Genomic DNA, 15,450 nt, shown 5'->3' on the forward strand with positions numbered 1-15,450 from the left:
GGCAGCCGAACCGCTGTACCGACGAACCGCAGGGAATTCGCAAGCAGCGCTCATGACACTAACGGTAGCTCCGCGAACATCGGTGCGCTCAGGCGCGCCACGCGCTTTTACAGAGTTCTGATTACCGCCACGGAGGCACCATTCGATGAACTTCGATGTTTCGGAACACCCGGGCAAATCGGACGCGATGGACGCGGCCGACCGTTTGCTGCGGTCGGTGCAATTCTTCTTTCCCGGCGAACAATCCGATGATCGGCGCGTACTCTACCGCGACGGCGGGCGCGCCGCCGAGGAGTTCTACCGGGAGCGCTGGCGTCACGATCGCGAGATCCGCTCGACGCACGGGGTGAACTGCACCGGATCGTGTTCGTGGAAGGTGCACGTCAAGGACGGGATCATCACCTGGGAAACCCAGGCGACCGACTATCCGGCGATCGGGCCGGATTCGCCGGAGTACGAGCCGCGCGGATGTCCGCGCGGTGCGTCGTTCTCCTGGTACACCTACTCACCCGCCCGGGTCCGCTACCCGTATGTGCGCGGTGTGCTGCTCGAATCGTGGCGCGCCGCGCGGGCCCGGCACGGCGATCCGGTGGCGGCCTGGGCGAGCCTGGTCGCCGATCAGGAGGCGGCGGCCGCCTACAAAAGGGCCCGTGGCAAGGGCGGATTCGTGCGGGCGACCTGGGCGGAGGTCATCGAGCTGATGGCCGCCGCGCATGTGCACACCATCGATCGCTGGGGCCCTGACCGGATAGTCGGATTTTCGCCGATTCCGGCCATGTCCATGGTCTCCTACGCGGTCGGTACCCGATTTCTATCGATGATCGGCGCGACCATCTCCTCGTTCTACGACTGGTATTCGGATCTGCCGATCGCTTCGCCGCAGGTATTCGGCGATCAGACCGATGTACCAGAATCGGGCGATTGGTGGAATGCGAGTTATCTCATACTCTGGGGCACCAATTTGCCGATAACGCGCACGCCCGACGCGCATTTCATGACCGAGGCGCGATATCGGGGACAGAAAGTGGTCGTCGTTTCGCCGGATTATTCCGACCACACCAAGTTCGCGGATGAGTGGCTTGCCGCCGCGCCCGGTACCGACGGCGCGTTGGCGATGGCGATGGGGCACGTGATCCTGACCGAGTTCTACCGCGACCGGCAGGTGCCGCGCTTCCTCGAGTACGCGGCGACCTATACGGACCTGCCGTGCCTGGTAACCCTGGCCGAGCGTGGGACGGCCTTCGTCCCGACGAAGTTCCTGACCGCCGCCGACCTCGGTGCCGACGACGCCGAGGCGGCCTTCAAAACCGTTGTGCTGGACGAGGTCTCGGACGAGCCCGCGGTACCGAACGGATCGCTCGGCTTTCGCTGGAGCGCCGAACCCGGACGCTGGAATCTGCGGCTCGGCGATATCCGGCCCGCGCTGTCGCTGCACGACCGCCCCGGTGGGGTCGCGGTGCCGGTCGACCTGCCCCGGTTCGACGGCGGTTCGGGTGAGCGGGTGCGCAGGGGCGTTCCGGTGATGCGCGTCGCGGGTCGGCTGGTGACCACCGTCTTCGATCTCGTCATGGCGCAGTACGGCGTATCCCGGCCGGGTCTGCCGGGCGAGTGGCCGAGCGGATACGACGACGCCGCACCGTACACCCCGGCGTGGCAGGAGGCGATCACCGGTGTGCCCGCGGCCGCGGCCATTCGGGTGGCCAGGGAATTCGCACGCAATGCCGAACGCAGCGGCGGACGCTCGATGATCGCGATGGGTGCGGGCACCAACCACTGGTTCCACTCCGACCAGATCTACCGCACCTTCCTGGCGTTGCTGCAGCTGTGCGGCTGTCAGGGCGTCAACGGCGGGGGATGGGCGCACTACGTCGGACAGGAGAAGGTGCGGCCGTTGACCGGCTGGTCCCATCTGGCCTTCGGGTTGGACTGGCAGCGACCAACTCGGCATATGGCGGGCACGCCGCTGTGGTGGTTGGCCACCGATCAGTGGCGCTATGAAGGTTATGCCGCGGACGCTTTCGCGAGCCCGCTCGCCGATGGCGCACTCGCCGGCCGCAGCGTGCCGGACCTGTACGCGCAGGCCGTGCGGATGGGCTGGATGCCATCGCATCCGGCCTTCGACCGCAATCCGCTCGACCTGTGCGACGAGGCCGAGCGCGCGGGCAGGCCGGTGCCCGAATACATCGTCGAGCAATTGTCCAGCGGCGCATTGGGATTCGCCGCCGAGGATCCGGACGCCCCGGAGAACTTTCCGCGCGTGCTCACCGTGTGGCGCGCCAACCTGTTCGGCTCGTCGATGAAGGGGCACGAATATCTGCTGCGCCATCTGCTCGGCACCGACGACGCGGTCACCTCCGCCGAGACGCCGCCGCACCTGCGGCCGAGCGAGGTGCGCTGGCGTTCGCCCGCACCGGTCGGCAAGCTCGATCTCGCGGTGGCCATCGACTTCCGGATGACGAGCACCTGCATGTACTCCGATATCGTGCTGCCCGCCGCGACCTGGTACGAGAAGCACGATCTGTCCAGCACCGATATGCACCCGTTCGTGCACGCCTTCAATCCGGCCATCGCGCCGCCATGGGAGACGCGCACCGATTTCGACATCTTCCACACCCTGGCCGCCGAGTTCTCCGCTTTGGCCGCAAAGCATCTCGGCGTGCGCCGCGATGTCATCGCCGCGCCGCTCGCCCACGACACCGCCGACGAACTCGCGCAACCGCACGGTGCGGTCCGCGACTGGCGGCGCGGCGAGTGCGCGCCGGTGCCGGGGGTGACGATGCCCAAATTGATTGTGGTGGAACGCGATTACGGCGCGGTCGCGGCCAAGCTCGGCGCGATCGGCCCGCTGCTCGAATCGCTCGGCACCACGACGAAGGGGATCACCCTGATCCCCGATGCCGAAATCGATTACCTGCGCCGCAATAACGGCGCCGTGCGCCGAGGCGTGGCGGCGGGGCGTCCCGCCATCGACCGCGACGACCTGTTCTGCGAGGCGATTCTGGCGCTGTCCGGCACCACCAACGGGCGGCTCGCGGTGGCCGGATTCCGAGAGCTGGAGCGGCGGACCGGGGTTGAGCTCGCGGATCTCGCCGAGGAGCGGTCCGGTGACCGGATAACCTTCGCCGACACCAAGATCCAGCCGCGCGCGGTGATCACCTCGCCGGAATGGTCGGGCAGCGAGACGGGCGGGCGCCGGTATTCGGCGTTCACCGTGAACGTGGAGCGGCACAAGCCGTGGCATACGCTCACCGGCCGCCAGCATTTCTTCCTCGACCACGACTGGATCGGCGAATTCGGCGAACAGCTCCCGATCTATCGGCCGCCGCTGAATATGATGGCGCACTTCGGAATTCCGGTCGGCGACGATCCCGGCCGCCCGGAGGTGGTCGTCCGCTATCTGACGCCGCATTCGAAATGGTCGATCCACTCGACCTATCAGGACAACCTGCACATGATGACGCTGTTCCGCGGTGGACCCGCGCTGTGGATGAGCCCCGCCGACGCGGAAACGATCGGGGTCCGCGACAACGACTGGGTGGAGAGCTACAACCACAACGGCGTCGTCGTCTGCCGTGCCGTTGTCTCGCACCGGATTCCGGCGGGCACGGTGCTGCTCTACCACACCACCGAGCGTCAGGTGAACGTGCCGAAGGCCGAGCGCTCCGGGCGCCGCGGCGGCGGTGACAACTCGCTGACCAGGGTGCTGATCAAACCGACGCACCTGATCGGCGGATACGCCCAATTCTGCTACGGCTTCAACTACATCGGCCCGACCGGACCACAGCGCGACGAGATCACCGTCGTCCGGCGGCGGGCACAGGAGGTGGATTACCGATGAAAGTCATGGCTCAGGTCGCGATGGTGATGAACCTGGACAAATGTATCGGCTGCCATACCTGCTCGGTCACCTGCAAGCAGACCTGGACCAATCGTCCGGGAACCGAATACGCCTGGTTCAACAATGTGGAGACCAAACCGGGCTCCGGCTATCCGCACCGCTACGAGGATCAGCAGCGCTGGCGCGGCGGTTGGAAGCTGAACCGGCGCGGCAAACTGGTGCTGCGCGGCGGTGGACGAATCAGCAAGCTGCTGAACATCTTCCACAATCCCGATCTGCCGTCGCTGGACGACTACTACGAGCCGTGGACCTACGACTACGACCAACTCGTCACCGCGCCGCTCTCGGATTCGACGCCGACCGCCGCGCCGCGATCCCGGCTCACCGGCGCGCCGATGGCGCCGCGCCGCGGCCCGAACTGGGATGACGATCTCGCGGGCAGCCCGGAGCACGCGGCGGCCGATCCGAACCTGTCCACGATCGCCGAACGGGTCCGGCTGGACTTCGAGAACGCCTTCATGTTCTACCTGCCGCGCATCTGCGAACACTGCCTCAACCCGTCGTGCGTCGCGTCCTGCCCGTCCGGCGCGATGTACAAGCGCGCCGAGGACGGCATCGTGCTCGTCGACCAGAACCGTTGCCGCGGTTGGCGATTCTGCGTCTCGGGCTGTCCGTACAAGAAGGTGTACTTCAACCACGGCACCGGCAAGGCGGAGAAGTGCACGTTCTGCTATCCCCGGATCGAGAACGGCCAGCCGACCATCTGCTCGGAGACCTGTGTCGGACGCCTGCGCTATCTCGGGGTGATGCTGTACGACGCCGATGCGGTGCGCGCCGCCGCGTCGGTGGCCGATGACGCCCAGCTCTATCCGGCGCAGCTGTCGGTATTCCTGGACCCGCACGACCCGCTGATCGTCGAACAGGCCGAGCGCGACGGCATCGCCCGCGACTGGATCGATGCGGCGCGGCGCTCGCCGGTTTACGCGTTGATCGAGAAGTATCGGGTCGCGCTGCCGCTGCATCCGGAATTCCGTACGCTGCCGATGGTTTGGTACATACCGCCGCTGTCACCGGTGCTCGACGCGGCCCGCGCCACCGGCGGGTCCGACGAGGACGCCGACGATGTTTTCGCCACCATCGATCAGCTCCGCATCCCGATCGAATACCTCGCGAACCTGTTCACCGCCGGTGACACCGAACCGGTGCGGCGGGTGCTGCGCACGCTGACCACGTTGCGAACCCATATGCGCGGCAAGCAATTCGGCGATCCGACCGATGAAAAGGCGGCAGCGGCGGTCGGTTTGACCGGAGCGGATCTGGAGGATCTGTACCGACTGCTCGCCATCGCGAAATACGACGAACGCTATGTGGTTCCGCGGGCGCACGCCGAGGGCAGCGGTGCGGAGATGGCGCAGCACTGTCCGGTGGGGTCGCCGCCCTCCGATGGGCACGGCGGTCAATTCCGCGACAGCGATGGGCAGGTGCGGTTCAACCTCTTGGGCTGGAACGGCTCGGCCCCCGCCCCCAACCTGTTCGGTGCGGAGGCGCATCGATGAGGAAGTCCGAAACGATTGCGGCACAGCCGTTATTGCATGCGGTTAGCTCGATCCTGTTGCGCTATCCGGATCAGGAGCTGTACCGGCAACTCGACACCATCGGTGCGGCGCTGCCCGCGATCGCGCGGGCGGACGCGCGGGCGGCCGTCGCCGGCCTGCTGACCTGGCTCACCGCGCGGACGCCGACCGAGGCCGCCGAAAACTACGTGGCCACTTTCGATCTGGCGCGTCGCCGCAGCATGCACCTGACCTACTACCGGTACGGCGACACCAGGGCGCGCGGCATGGCGCTGCTGACCCTGAAGCAGTGCTACCGCCGCGCGGGTCACCGGCCACCGGAATCGGAGCTGCCCGACTTCCTGCCGCTGATACTCGAATTCGCGGTCCACGAACCGGATGCCGGTCGCGATATCCTCTCCCGCTGCCGCGACGGACTCGAACTGCTCGCCGACGCGCTGCGGGAGATGGCGAGTCCCTATGCGCCGCTTGTCGATACGGTTCGCGCACAGCTGCCGCCGCTGCCGTCCTCGGAGCGAAAACGCCTGCGCGACTTGGCCGTCGACGGGCCGCCGGAGGAGCGGATCGGGCTGGAGCCGTTCGCGCCGCCGGAGTATCTGACGGGGGTGCCGCGATGAGCGCGTGGGATGCGCTGTGGTGGGTCGTATTGCCGTATCTGGCGATCGCGACCTTCGTGCTCGGGCATATCTGGCGCTGGCGGCAGGACCAGTTCGGCTGGACCAGCCGCTCGACCCAGCTGCAGGAGAGCAAGCTGCTGCGGTGGGGTGCGCCCGCATTCCACTACGCGACCTTCGCGGCGATCGGCGGGCATGTGATCGGCATCCTGATCCCGGAGTCGTTCACCCGCGCCGTCGGCATTCCCGAGGCGCTCTACCGGTGGTTCTCGGCCGCCGCCGGAACCGTCGCGGTGATCGGCATCGTCATCGGCGCCGCCGTGCTGATCTATCGCCGGTTGTTCGTCGCGCGGGTCCGCGCCGCGACCACCACCCTCGACTGGGTGGCCTTCGCGCTGCTGGCGATCGTCGTGGTGCTCGGCATCGTCCCGACCGTCGGGGTGAACCTGCTCGGATCCGGCTATGACTATCGGGCCAGCGTCGCGCTCTGGTTCCGCGGCCTGTTCGTCGCCGATCCCGACGTCGCGGCGATCGCGCACGCGCCGCTGCTCTACCAGGTGCATGCGACGGCGGCCTGGGCGATCCTGGCCGTGTGGCCGTTCACCCGGCTGGTGCACGCGTGGAGTTACCCGCTGTGGTACCTGTGGCGGCCCTATGTCGTCTACCGCAGCCGCGAGCCGATCCGGCCCCGCGAGCCAGGCACCGGGGGACGCCGCTGGCAGCGCATCGGCACGCCGCGCTGAGCAGATCCGGCGGGATAGCTGTGACCCGCGTTGCCGAATCCGGGCCCGAGCTGGACTGACAAATAGGTATGGCTTACCTTTGCAGCGTGAGCGTTACCGAGGCAGTGCCCAATTTCCTCATCTGCCTGCGGGAGGGCCTGGAGGCAGGACTGGTCGTCACCATCCTGCTGGCGGCCGTGCGGCGGATATCGACCGCCGAGCGGCCGATATCGACCGCGCCGGTGTGGCTCGGCCTACTCGGCGCGGTCTCGCTGGCCGGCAGTTTCGCGGCGGTGCTGAGCTACTCCACCAGCGTGCTGACCAACTCCGCGCAGGCGGCGGTCGGCGGCGTGCTGAGCGTGCTCGCCGTCGGACTGGTCACCGCGATGGTGTTCTGGATGCGCCGGGTCGGCGCGACGCTGTCGGGACAGCTGCGCGGTGAGGTCGCGCGGGCCGCCGGAATCGGCGCCGGTGCGCTCGCGGTGACCGCCTTCCTCGCGGTCGGCCGGGAGGGCCTGGAGACGACGCTGTTCGTGTGGACGGCGGTGAAGGCGGCGGGCACGACCGTCGCGCCGGTGGTCGGCGCCGCGCTCGGCCTGCTCGCCGCGATCGCACTGTGCTGGCTGCTGTTCCGTCAGGCGGTGCGGCTCAACCTCGGCGTGTTCTTCAACCGGACCGCGCTGCTGCTGATCGTGATCGCCGCCGGTGTGCTGGCCTACGGTCTCGGCGACATCCAGGAGGCGGGCCTGCTGCCCGGTGCGCGCTGGATGGCCTTCGACCTCACCGCACACGTCGACCCGAATTCCTGGTGGGTCTCGCTCATCACCGGCATCACCGAACTCGCGCCGAAGATGACGGTGCTGCAGGTGGTGGCCTGGGTTGTCTACTTGGCCATCGTGATTCCGCTGTTCGTCCGCGCGGGGCGTACGGTCCCGGCCAAGCCGGCACCGAAGACGGAACCGGCGGCATCGGCCGAATCTGCCGCGCCCGCAACACAAACCGGGGCCGCGACGAATATCGAACCGTCGCCGTCGGCCGAGTCGGCCGCGCCCGCAACACAAGCCACGGCGGTCGACGAGCACGCTCCGGACTGGTGGGAGCGGCTGGCCGGTCCGCGCCCGGTGCTGGTGGGCGCGACGCTGGTGGTGGTTCCGGCGCTGATCGCCGGAGTGGCCATCGCGCTGCTGCCTTCGGGTTCCGCGGATTCCAAGCGCACGGTGACGGTGACCGCGGACGCGTGCGCCCCGGAGTGGACCGCGGCGCGCACCGGCACGCAGACCATCTCGGTGCACAACAAGTCGAACAAGGCCGGTGAGATCAATGTGGTCAACGCCGATGGCGCGGTGGTCGCGGAGATCGAAAACATCGGTCCCGCAACGACTGCCGATCTGGTCGCGACGCTGAATCCTGGTGCGTACACGATCTACTGCGCGATGTCGGGTCAGGCGCCGGTGTCCTCGCGGCGGGTCCAGGCGACCGGCGCCGCGACGGATGCGCCGCAGGTGGTCAAGCCCGTCCGCGCCACCGAACTCAAGGCGCCGAACGAGGCCTACCAGGCCTACGTGCATCAGGTGCTCACCCGGCTCACCGGTGCGCTCGGCGCCGTCGGCCGCGATCTGCGGGCGCGCAATATCCCTGCCGCACAAGCGGATTGGCTGAACGCCCAACTGGAGTGGGAGCGAGTCGGCGCGTCGTACAACAGCTTCGGCGCCGCGGGCACCGCGGTGGACGGACTGGCGAACGGATTGCCCGGCGGCGTAGACGATCCGGACTTCACCGGACTGCACCGCTTGGAGTATGGACTGTGGCACGGCCAGGGACCGGAGCAACTGCTGCCGGTGCTGGATCGGCTGAACGCCGATATCGACGCGATGCAGCAGAACCTCGGCAGCACCGACCTCGCCGGACAGCCGACCAACCTGCCGATCCGGGCACACGAGATCCTGGAAGACGCGCTGCGCGACCACCTTACGGGCCTCGACGATCTCGGCTCCGGCTCGGCCTACCCGGCGACCCTCGCCGATATCGATGTCACCCGGGTGGTGCTCGATCAACTCGGCCAGCTGGTGGACGAGCGCGAACCGAAGCTGCGCGCCACCATCAACGCCCGGCTCGACACCCTGCGCAACGCGCTGCTCGCCACCCAGGACAACGGCCGCTGGCGCGCACCGGCACAGACGCCGCAGCAGGCGAGGCAGGCCGTACTCGCCGCGATCGGCGGCGCACTGGAACAGCTGGATCGGGTGCCCCGGCTGCTGGAAACCCGCGCCCACTGACCCCCGCACGAAAGACTAAGGCCCACCGATGAATGTCAGCCGCCGCCGCTTCCTCTCCGGCACCGCCGCAGGCGCCGCCGGAACCGCGTTGACCGCGGGTGTCCTCGCCGAGGGCGCGCGGGTGGACGCCGCGACCGCCACCGGAACGCCAACGGCCGCACCGTCTTTCCCGTTCCACGGGGTGCATCAGGCGGGTATCCTCACGCCCGCGCCGGCAGACCGGCAGAATGCCGCCTGCTTCGCCTCGTTCGATGTCACCGCGGCCAACCGCGGCGAGTTGGTCGAGCTGATGAAGACGCTCACCGATCGCGCCCGGACGCTGACCGCGGGCGGCCCGCCGCCGGACCTCGGGCCGGGGCAGCCGCCGGCCGACAGCGCCGTGCTCGGCCCGGATATTCCCGCCGACGGCCTCACCATCACCGCGGGTGTCGGCGCGAGCCTGTTCGACCAGCGCTTCGGGCTCGCGAGCCGCAAGCCCGCGCGGTTGACGCCGATGCGGATCTTCCCCGACGATTCGCCGGATCAGGCCTGGATGCACGGCGATCTGCACCTGCAGCTGTGCGCGCACAATCCGGACACCATCCACCACGCCATCCGCGACATCACCCGCCGTACTCGCGGCGCGCTGCAGCTGCGCTGGAAGATCCAGGGCTACAACTCACCGCCGCGGCCGTCGGGCACCGGGCGAAATCTGTTGGGATTCAAGGACGGAACCGCGAATCCGACCAATTCGGACGCCGCGTCGCTGGTCTGGACCGACAGTTCCGACGAACCGGAGTGGACCAAGGGCGGCACGTATCAGGTGGTGCGCCTGATCCGCATGCTCGTGGAGTTCTGGGACCGGGTCTCGATCGCCGAGCAGGAGAACATGTTCGGCCGCCGCCGCGAATCCGGCGCACCGCTGGACGGCAACAAGGAATTCGACGTGCCGGACTACGCCGCCGATCCGGACGGCGCGGTGATCCCGGCCACCTCGCACATCCGGCTGGCCAACCCGCGCACCCCGGAAACCGCACGCCAGCAGCTGCTTCGGCGTTCCTACAACTACGATCTCGGCCTCGACCCGAACGGCAATATGGCGACCGGCCACATCTTCACCTGTTTCCAGCAGGATGTGCAGCGCCAGTTCGAGGCCATCCAGACCCGGCTCGCCGGTGAACCGCTCACCGACTATGTGCAACCGTTCGGCGGCGGCTACTTCTTCGTGCTGCCGGGCGTGGTCGACAACAAGGACTGGTACGCCCGGGCACTGCTGAGCTGATCACGACCACCACGCGCGGAAGAGATCGCCGTCGGTGGATTCGACGAACAGTTCCAGTTGCCGGTTGACCCGATGGACCGCCAGCGGCGTTCGCGGCGCGGCGTGGAATCCCTGAGCTTCCTGGGTAACCGGGCGCCAGGCGGTCCAGGCGGTCGCCTTATCCCATGCCGCGGTGTACACGGTGTCGTTCGCGCCGACGACGAATGCGTCGATGTGATCGGAATATGGTGTGGCACAGGCTATTCCGACACCATCGGGCACCGGGGCGTCGGCGGGTGCGGCGAGCGGGGTCCAGGTGGGTTGTGCGTCCGATGGGAGGCTGCCATCCCAGATCCGGCCGTCCGCGGAGACCGCGAGCAGGCGGGTTTCGTTGGCGGCGGTGAGGTTTCGGATCGGCGGCAGGTCGGCGGAGACCTTCGCCCACACCGGCGGAAGCGGGATCAGTGGGAACCGATCGATGAACGCGGCCCAGATCGCGCCGTCGGTATCGAGGACGTACAGTTGATTGCCCACCAGAACGCAAGCACCGTCCTGACGCAGCGTGAACCCGCTCACCGCCAATTGCCGCCACGGGAAGATTTCGCCGGGGTGCCAATCGAAGTGGGCGTATACGTGCCCGTCGGCCCCGGTGACGACGAGTTCGGCTCCGCTGCCGGAGAATTGGGACGGCCCGGCGCTGACGGTGCCGGGGGAGGCGAGCGGCACGGGGGTCTGCGCCGAGAGATCTCCCGCCATCGGCTGCTGCGCCGTCCACGCCGTCCACCGCAGGTTCTGATCGGGTGACGCGGCGAAAAGCGCTCCGGCATCGAGCACTACGGCGATCAACTGCCCCGGGACGGTGGATGCCGCGGCGACCGAACAGGACGGCGTGAATCCCGGACCGCCCGGAATATCGGCCCACTGCGGTGCCGCCGTCAGGCAGGCGGGCAATTTGCGGTGCCGCACAACCTGTTTCGGACCGATCACCAGCAGATCGCAGTAGTCGTAATAGGTTTTGTCCCAGGACGGTCGCGCCGCGAGCACGACGCGTCCGTCGGCCCGGCCCTCCGGGACCGGCTCCCAGCGCCGCCACCGGTCGGTGCGGATGGACACCGGGAACACCCCGGAGCCGTGCCGGTCGCCGTCGAAATCCACCGAGTCGAACGACAATGTGCAGTCGCGCAGGGTGTAATCGCCCATCAGCGCCCGCAGCGAGAAACTCATCTTCCAGCCGTCGTCGGCGTCGCCGTCGTCGAACGCCTCCTTGGTCAGTTCGATGGTCATATCCGGGTTGTACCGCGCGGAGGTGTCCAGGAAGATCCACTCCGCGTCGTGGGTGGTGTTGTCGTCGACCGGGCCGACCGCGATGATCTCGTCGGTGGTGACCGTCGCACAGGCGATTCGCACGGTGGCCACGCAGCGATTCTTCGCGTCCAGATCGTCGTCGCGGGTGCGGACGAAGGCGACCAGCGCGCGGACATCGTCCGGGTTGTCGGCCGGAACCTGTTCGGTGCGGACGGGTTCGGTGAAATCGGAGAAGTCGTGCAGCAGGGTTTTGCCGTTGTACTCGATGACGTAGGCCCGCTGCCCCCATTCGGCCCGGCCGCTGCGCAGGAAGGGATTCTCGAAGCGCGGGTAGAGGTCGGTCTGCAAAGGTGCGTCGCCGTAATGGAATTCGCCGCCGTCGCCGTAGTGCAGTTGCAGGGTCTGGCTACCGCCCTCCGGTAGCGGCATGTGATAGGTGCATTCCATGTCGCCCGAATCGCTCAGGTGCACCCGGGCGCTGCTGACTCGATCCTTGAACGTCTGGTAATCGCCGTATTCGTCCTTGTTGCCGACGTGCACGATCCAGAGGTTCTTACCGCCGACGTACCAGTCCTGATCGGCGAAATAGTCGCGGGCCAGCGGTTTGTGCCAGGCTCGCTCCAGATCCGACTTCTGTTGCTGCAGTTGCTTTTTGCGGTCGGGATCGCACTCGTTGTCGATCTGGTTCGCGAGGTCGCCGATCTTGGCCTTACCCGCGTCATCCACTTGGCGGTGGTAGAAGTCCGGATCGCTGTCCTCCGAACTGTCCAGCCAGGCCGGGCGTTGATTGGAGAACACACCGATGTACGCCTCGGGCCGATCGGCTGCCGCGACACCGTCGGCGGGATGGGTGTATTTGCCGAATACCCAGAATCCCTTCGGCCCGATATCGCCGATATCGAGCAGGAAGAAGTCGGCGTCGTCGTAGCCCGAGCAGCGCACCTCGTCGGCGTTGTCGAAGCCATGTTTGGGAAACCACAGATGCGAACCGCAGTCGGCGAGCAGCGTCTGCATCTCGTGGAAGTCGTAGGCGATGATCGCCGCAGGCCCCTGCTGCACCACCATGGGCAGCGACCAGTAGCCGGTCCACCAGCCGGGGCCGTCCTCATCGCCGTTGTGCGGGTTGAACGGATTCGAATGTTTGGTGTCCTCGATCTTCTCGAATGTTTCGACACCGGCCGCGATGCCGAGGCCGACCGCCGCGACGGCGCCGATGCCGGTGATGCCGAGAATCGCCTCGCCGACGAGGGTCGCGGTGGCGCCCGCGAGCACGCTGATCAGTCCGGCCAGCTCCTCCGAGATGTCCAATCCCGCGAAATCCGATGTGGTGAAGACATTTACGGCGCCATTGACGGTGGCCTGATTGACATTGGACTGGTAGTTCAGCTGCCCGACCCGGAAGTTCTGGATGCTCGACAGCATGACGTCGCGATTGCGGTAGGTCATGATGTTGGCCCGCGTCCGCGTCGAACCCTCCAGGAAGACGGACAGATCGTCGACCACGTCCTCGGTCTTGTCACCCGAGAAGGCGCCGATCAACCCACCAGCGATGGCGCCGACCGTACCGCCGCCCACCACCGCGCCGATGGCCGACCCGAGGATGCCGTCGCCCACGCGTTTCAACACGCTGAGCGTGCCGATCAGCGAGGTGAGCGAGGCGAAGACGCCCGTCTGCTCCAGACCGAACTGTTGGACGCAGTCGAGCGTGCCATGCACAACCTGTTTGTTGAAGAACGCCGATGTGCTCCACCAGAAGGCGATACTGTCCTCTGTCGCACCATATCCGGTGTGGGTGCGCGCCAATTCCTTGTGGGTCTGGTCGATGAACGGAAAGCGCTTGGCCAGCTTGGGCGCGTAACCGTCACGGAGCGAATCGATCTGATCCGACTGCTGAGAGGTGGAGATCCCGTACTTCGGCGATTCCTCGAAGGTGATGGAGACGCGCGAGCGATCGGTGAATCCGGATACCGGTGGGCGCGTGGCGATTTCGAGCAGCACATCGGGAACCCGGTAGGTGGAGGTCGCGATGCCCGCGCCGATCTCGGAGTCGGAATCGGAGAAAAGGCCGCGGGTGCCGAACAGGATCTCGATGACGTCGCCCAGCGCGTTGTCCCAGCCGCTGTTCCTCGATTTGAACTGGCTGCGGCCGCCCGCCGCGCCCATCCCGCCCTTGTGCAGGAATCTGGCCACGTCGAACATCATCAGATCCGCTGCCAGCGTTGCCTTTTCCCGGATCTCCCGGTCCTGCGCGAAATCGATCAGGTTCAACAGCGACCAGAAGTGTTCGCGGTAGTAGCCGGAGGAGTTGAATTCCGTCCAGCCGAACATCAGCCGATGGTTGAGCCAGCGCAGGGCGCGCGCCTTGCCGCGCTCCATCCGCTGCTTGCCGGTCAGCACGCCGTCGCGCTTCCCGGGATCGAGAAATATCGCGCCGGGCTGGAATTCGTCGGTGTCCCACAGTTGCCCGGCCAGAAACTCCGACGAGGCGAACATGATGTAGTGGTTCTCCGACCAGTACTCCATCTCGTCCGGGCCGCCGAGGCCGATATCGTTGCGCGCCTGCAGCAGTTTGCCGTTGTCCTTGGCGCGCAACGGTTCATCGAGCCAGAACTTGTAGCTGTGAATGGCGGTGCGCAGCACCTGCTGGGTGATCGGGGAGAACGTCACCGAGGCGCTGCCGGGTGCGGCGGCGCTCTCCTCCATCACGATGCTCAGCCTCTGCCGAGCGTCGGTGAGCCTGCTCAGAAGCTGTGGATCTTTCGTAAAAGGTTGCGCGGCGGCACGATTGGCGAAGAACTCGGCGAATTCCGGCCCCGGTGCGGTGCGTTTACGCCAGCGCAGCTGATCCCCGCTCGCGACATGCTCGGGAATCGTGCCGAACAGATAGAGGGTCCGCACCAGGTGGATCAGGCCCATATCGGAGTTCGGGTGGTTGACGTAGACCTCCTTCAGCGGGTTCCCCAGCACCCGTGTCCAGTACTTCACCATCGACGAGTACGGGAAGTCCTTCGGGTCGCCGAGGTCGAATCCATTTGTGGCGACCTTTATTTGGAACTTGTAGGCCTGTTCGCCCGGCTTCCCGCACCGTTTCTGCTCCTGGTGCAGCAGCTCCGCCCGCACCGCGGCAGCCGGATCGACCGACGTGGATTTGCGCAGCGCCTCCCGGATCGCCTCGCGATACTTCTCGGGCGCGGCCGAATCGAAGGTGACCCGCTGGTCGACCGCGCCGCCGAGCACCAGCTGGAGCTCCGACTCGTAGTCGGTGAGGAACTGCTCCAGATTCTCCAGCCACTGTTGCGGATTCGAGCTGTCGACGTGCTTCGGGTGGTACAGCTCGGCCAACAGCCACGGTTTGGCCTCGCCGACGACGGCGCGGCTGATCGCCGCGCCGCGCCCGTCGGTCTTGTCCCACGGTTGCTGATTCGGATCGGGATCCAGGGTGGCCGCCTTGCGCCGGAATGCACTCAGCGGCGTCGGTTCCAGCACCGAGGCGAACTTGTCCCGTTCGAATGCGGTCGCCAGGTCGGCGATTTTCGCGCGCAGCCGCTGCGGTTCCCGGAATTCCAGCCAGGCGCCCAAATCCCCGGCCAGGCTGAGGAACTCGTCGCGGCGGACGCGCTCGTCGTCATCCCACACCTGCGTCTTGCTGTCGAGATATACCGGACCCAAAGGGTTTTCGCCCACCGTCACCTTCAGCGGACCGGCGCCCAGCGCGGGCAACGGCTCGCTGATCAGGTGCACCAGCCGGATATCGTCAGGATCTGAGCTGGTGCGCGAAATCCCGCGCCACGTCTGGACATTGAAGCGCCGCAGCTGGGTTTCGAAGAACCACTTGCGCCGCCGCTCCAACTCGGCCCGCAGATCACCGTCCCCCATCGCGG

The 15,450-nt window shown here is 67.1% G+C and carries 7 protein-coding genes; 6 read left to right on the plus strand and 1 reads right to left on the minus strand.

From position 1 onward, the window contains the following. Nucleotides 1–145: 145 nt before the first annotated feature. From LGY53_RS40700 to efeB, 6 genes are all read left to right on the plus strand, one after another. Complete coding sequence (locus tag LGY53_RS40700; RefSeq protein ID WP_225732013.1) at nucleotides 146–3,838, plus strand: nitrate reductase subunit alpha; 3,693 nt, start codon at nucleotides 146–148, stop codon at nucleotides 3,836–3,838. Further along, nucleotides 3,835–5,394 (plus strand): nitrate reductase subunit beta, encoded by a 1,560-nt coding sequence (gene narH, locus LGY53_RS40705; RefSeq protein ID WP_225732014.1) that lies wholly within the window; start codon nucleotides 3,835–3,837, stop codon nucleotides 5,392–5,394. Before LGY53_RS40700 ends, narH begins: the two co-directional genes overlap by 4 nt. Beyond that, nucleotides 5,391–6,029 (plus strand): nitrate reductase molybdenum cofactor assembly chaperone, encoded by a 639-nt coding sequence (gene narJ / locus LGY53_RS40710; protein WP_225732015.1) that lies wholly within the window; start codon nucleotides 5,391–5,393, stop codon nucleotides 6,027–6,029. Before narH ends, narJ begins: the two co-directional genes overlap by 4 nt. After that, nucleotides 6,026–6,769: a respiratory nitrate reductase subunit gamma gene (narI, locus tag LGY53_RS40715; RefSeq protein WP_225732016.1), complete on the plus strand. Its 744-nt coding sequence runs from the start codon at nucleotides 6,026–6,028 to the stop codon at nucleotides 6,767–6,769. The genes narJ and narI overlap by 4 nt, the downstream gene beginning before the upstream one ends. A 68-nt stretch (nucleotides 6,770–6,837) precedes the next feature. After that, nucleotides 6,838–9,024 carry an iron uptake transporter permease EfeU gene (gene efeU / locus LGY53_RS40720; protein ID WP_255663873.1) on the plus strand — a complete coding sequence of 729 codons (2,187 nt, stop codon included), beginning with the start codon at nucleotides 6,838–6,840 and terminating at the stop codon, nucleotides 9,022–9,024. A gap of 28 nt (nucleotides 9,025–9,052) precedes the next feature. Then, complete coding sequence (efeB, locus tag LGY53_RS40725) at nucleotides 9,053–10,285, plus strand: iron uptake transporter deferrochelatase/peroxidase subunit (protein ID WP_225732018.1); 1,233 nt, start codon at nucleotides 9,053–9,055, stop codon at nucleotides 10,283–10,285. On the opposite strand, the gene LGY53_RS40730 is transcribed toward efeB, so the two are convergent. Beyond that, nucleotides 10,286–15,445 (minus strand): PQQ-like beta-propeller repeat protein, encoded by a 5,160-nt coding sequence (locus LGY53_RS40730; protein ID WP_225732019.1) that lies wholly within the window; start codon nucleotides 15,443–15,445, stop codon nucleotides 10,286–10,288. Nucleotides 15,446–15,450: the final 5 nt, after the last annotated feature.

It is taken from the genome of Nocardia sp. JCM 34519.1, assembly GCF_020361265.1.
Classification (GTDB): domain Bacteria; phylum Actinomycetota; class Actinomycetes; order Mycobacteriales; family Mycobacteriaceae; genus Nocardia; species Nocardia arthritidis_A.

What these genes read in the sequence shown, in the direction of transcription:
- LGY53_RS40730 (WP_225732019.1), bottom strand. Translation starts at nt 15,445, where the DNA reads ATGGGGGACGGTGATCTGCGGGCCGAGTTGGAGCGGCGGCGCAAGTGG.
- narH (WP_225732014.1), top strand. Translation starts at nt 3,835, where the DNA reads ATGAAAGTCATGGCTCAGGTCGCGATGGTGATGAACCTGGACAAATGT.
- efeU (WP_255663873.1), top strand. Translation starts at nt 6,838, where the DNA reads ATGGCTTACCTTTGCAGCGTGAGCGTTACCGAGGCAGTGCCCAATTTC.
- LGY53_RS40700 (WP_225732013.1), top strand. Translation starts at nt 146, where the DNA reads ATGAACTTCGATGTTTCGGAACACCCGGGCAAATCGGACGCGATGGAC.
- efeB (WP_225732018.1), top strand. Translation starts at nt 9,053, where the DNA reads ATGAATGTCAGCCGCCGCCGCTTCCTCTCCGGCACCGCCGCAGGCGCC.
- narI (WP_225732016.1), top strand. Translation starts at nt 6,026, where the DNA reads ATGAGCGCGTGGGATGCGCTGTGGTGGGTCGTATTGCCGTATCTGGCG.
- narJ (WP_225732015.1), top strand. Translation starts at nt 5,391, where the DNA reads ATGAGGAAGTCCGAAACGATTGCGGCACAGCCGTTATTGCATGCGGTT.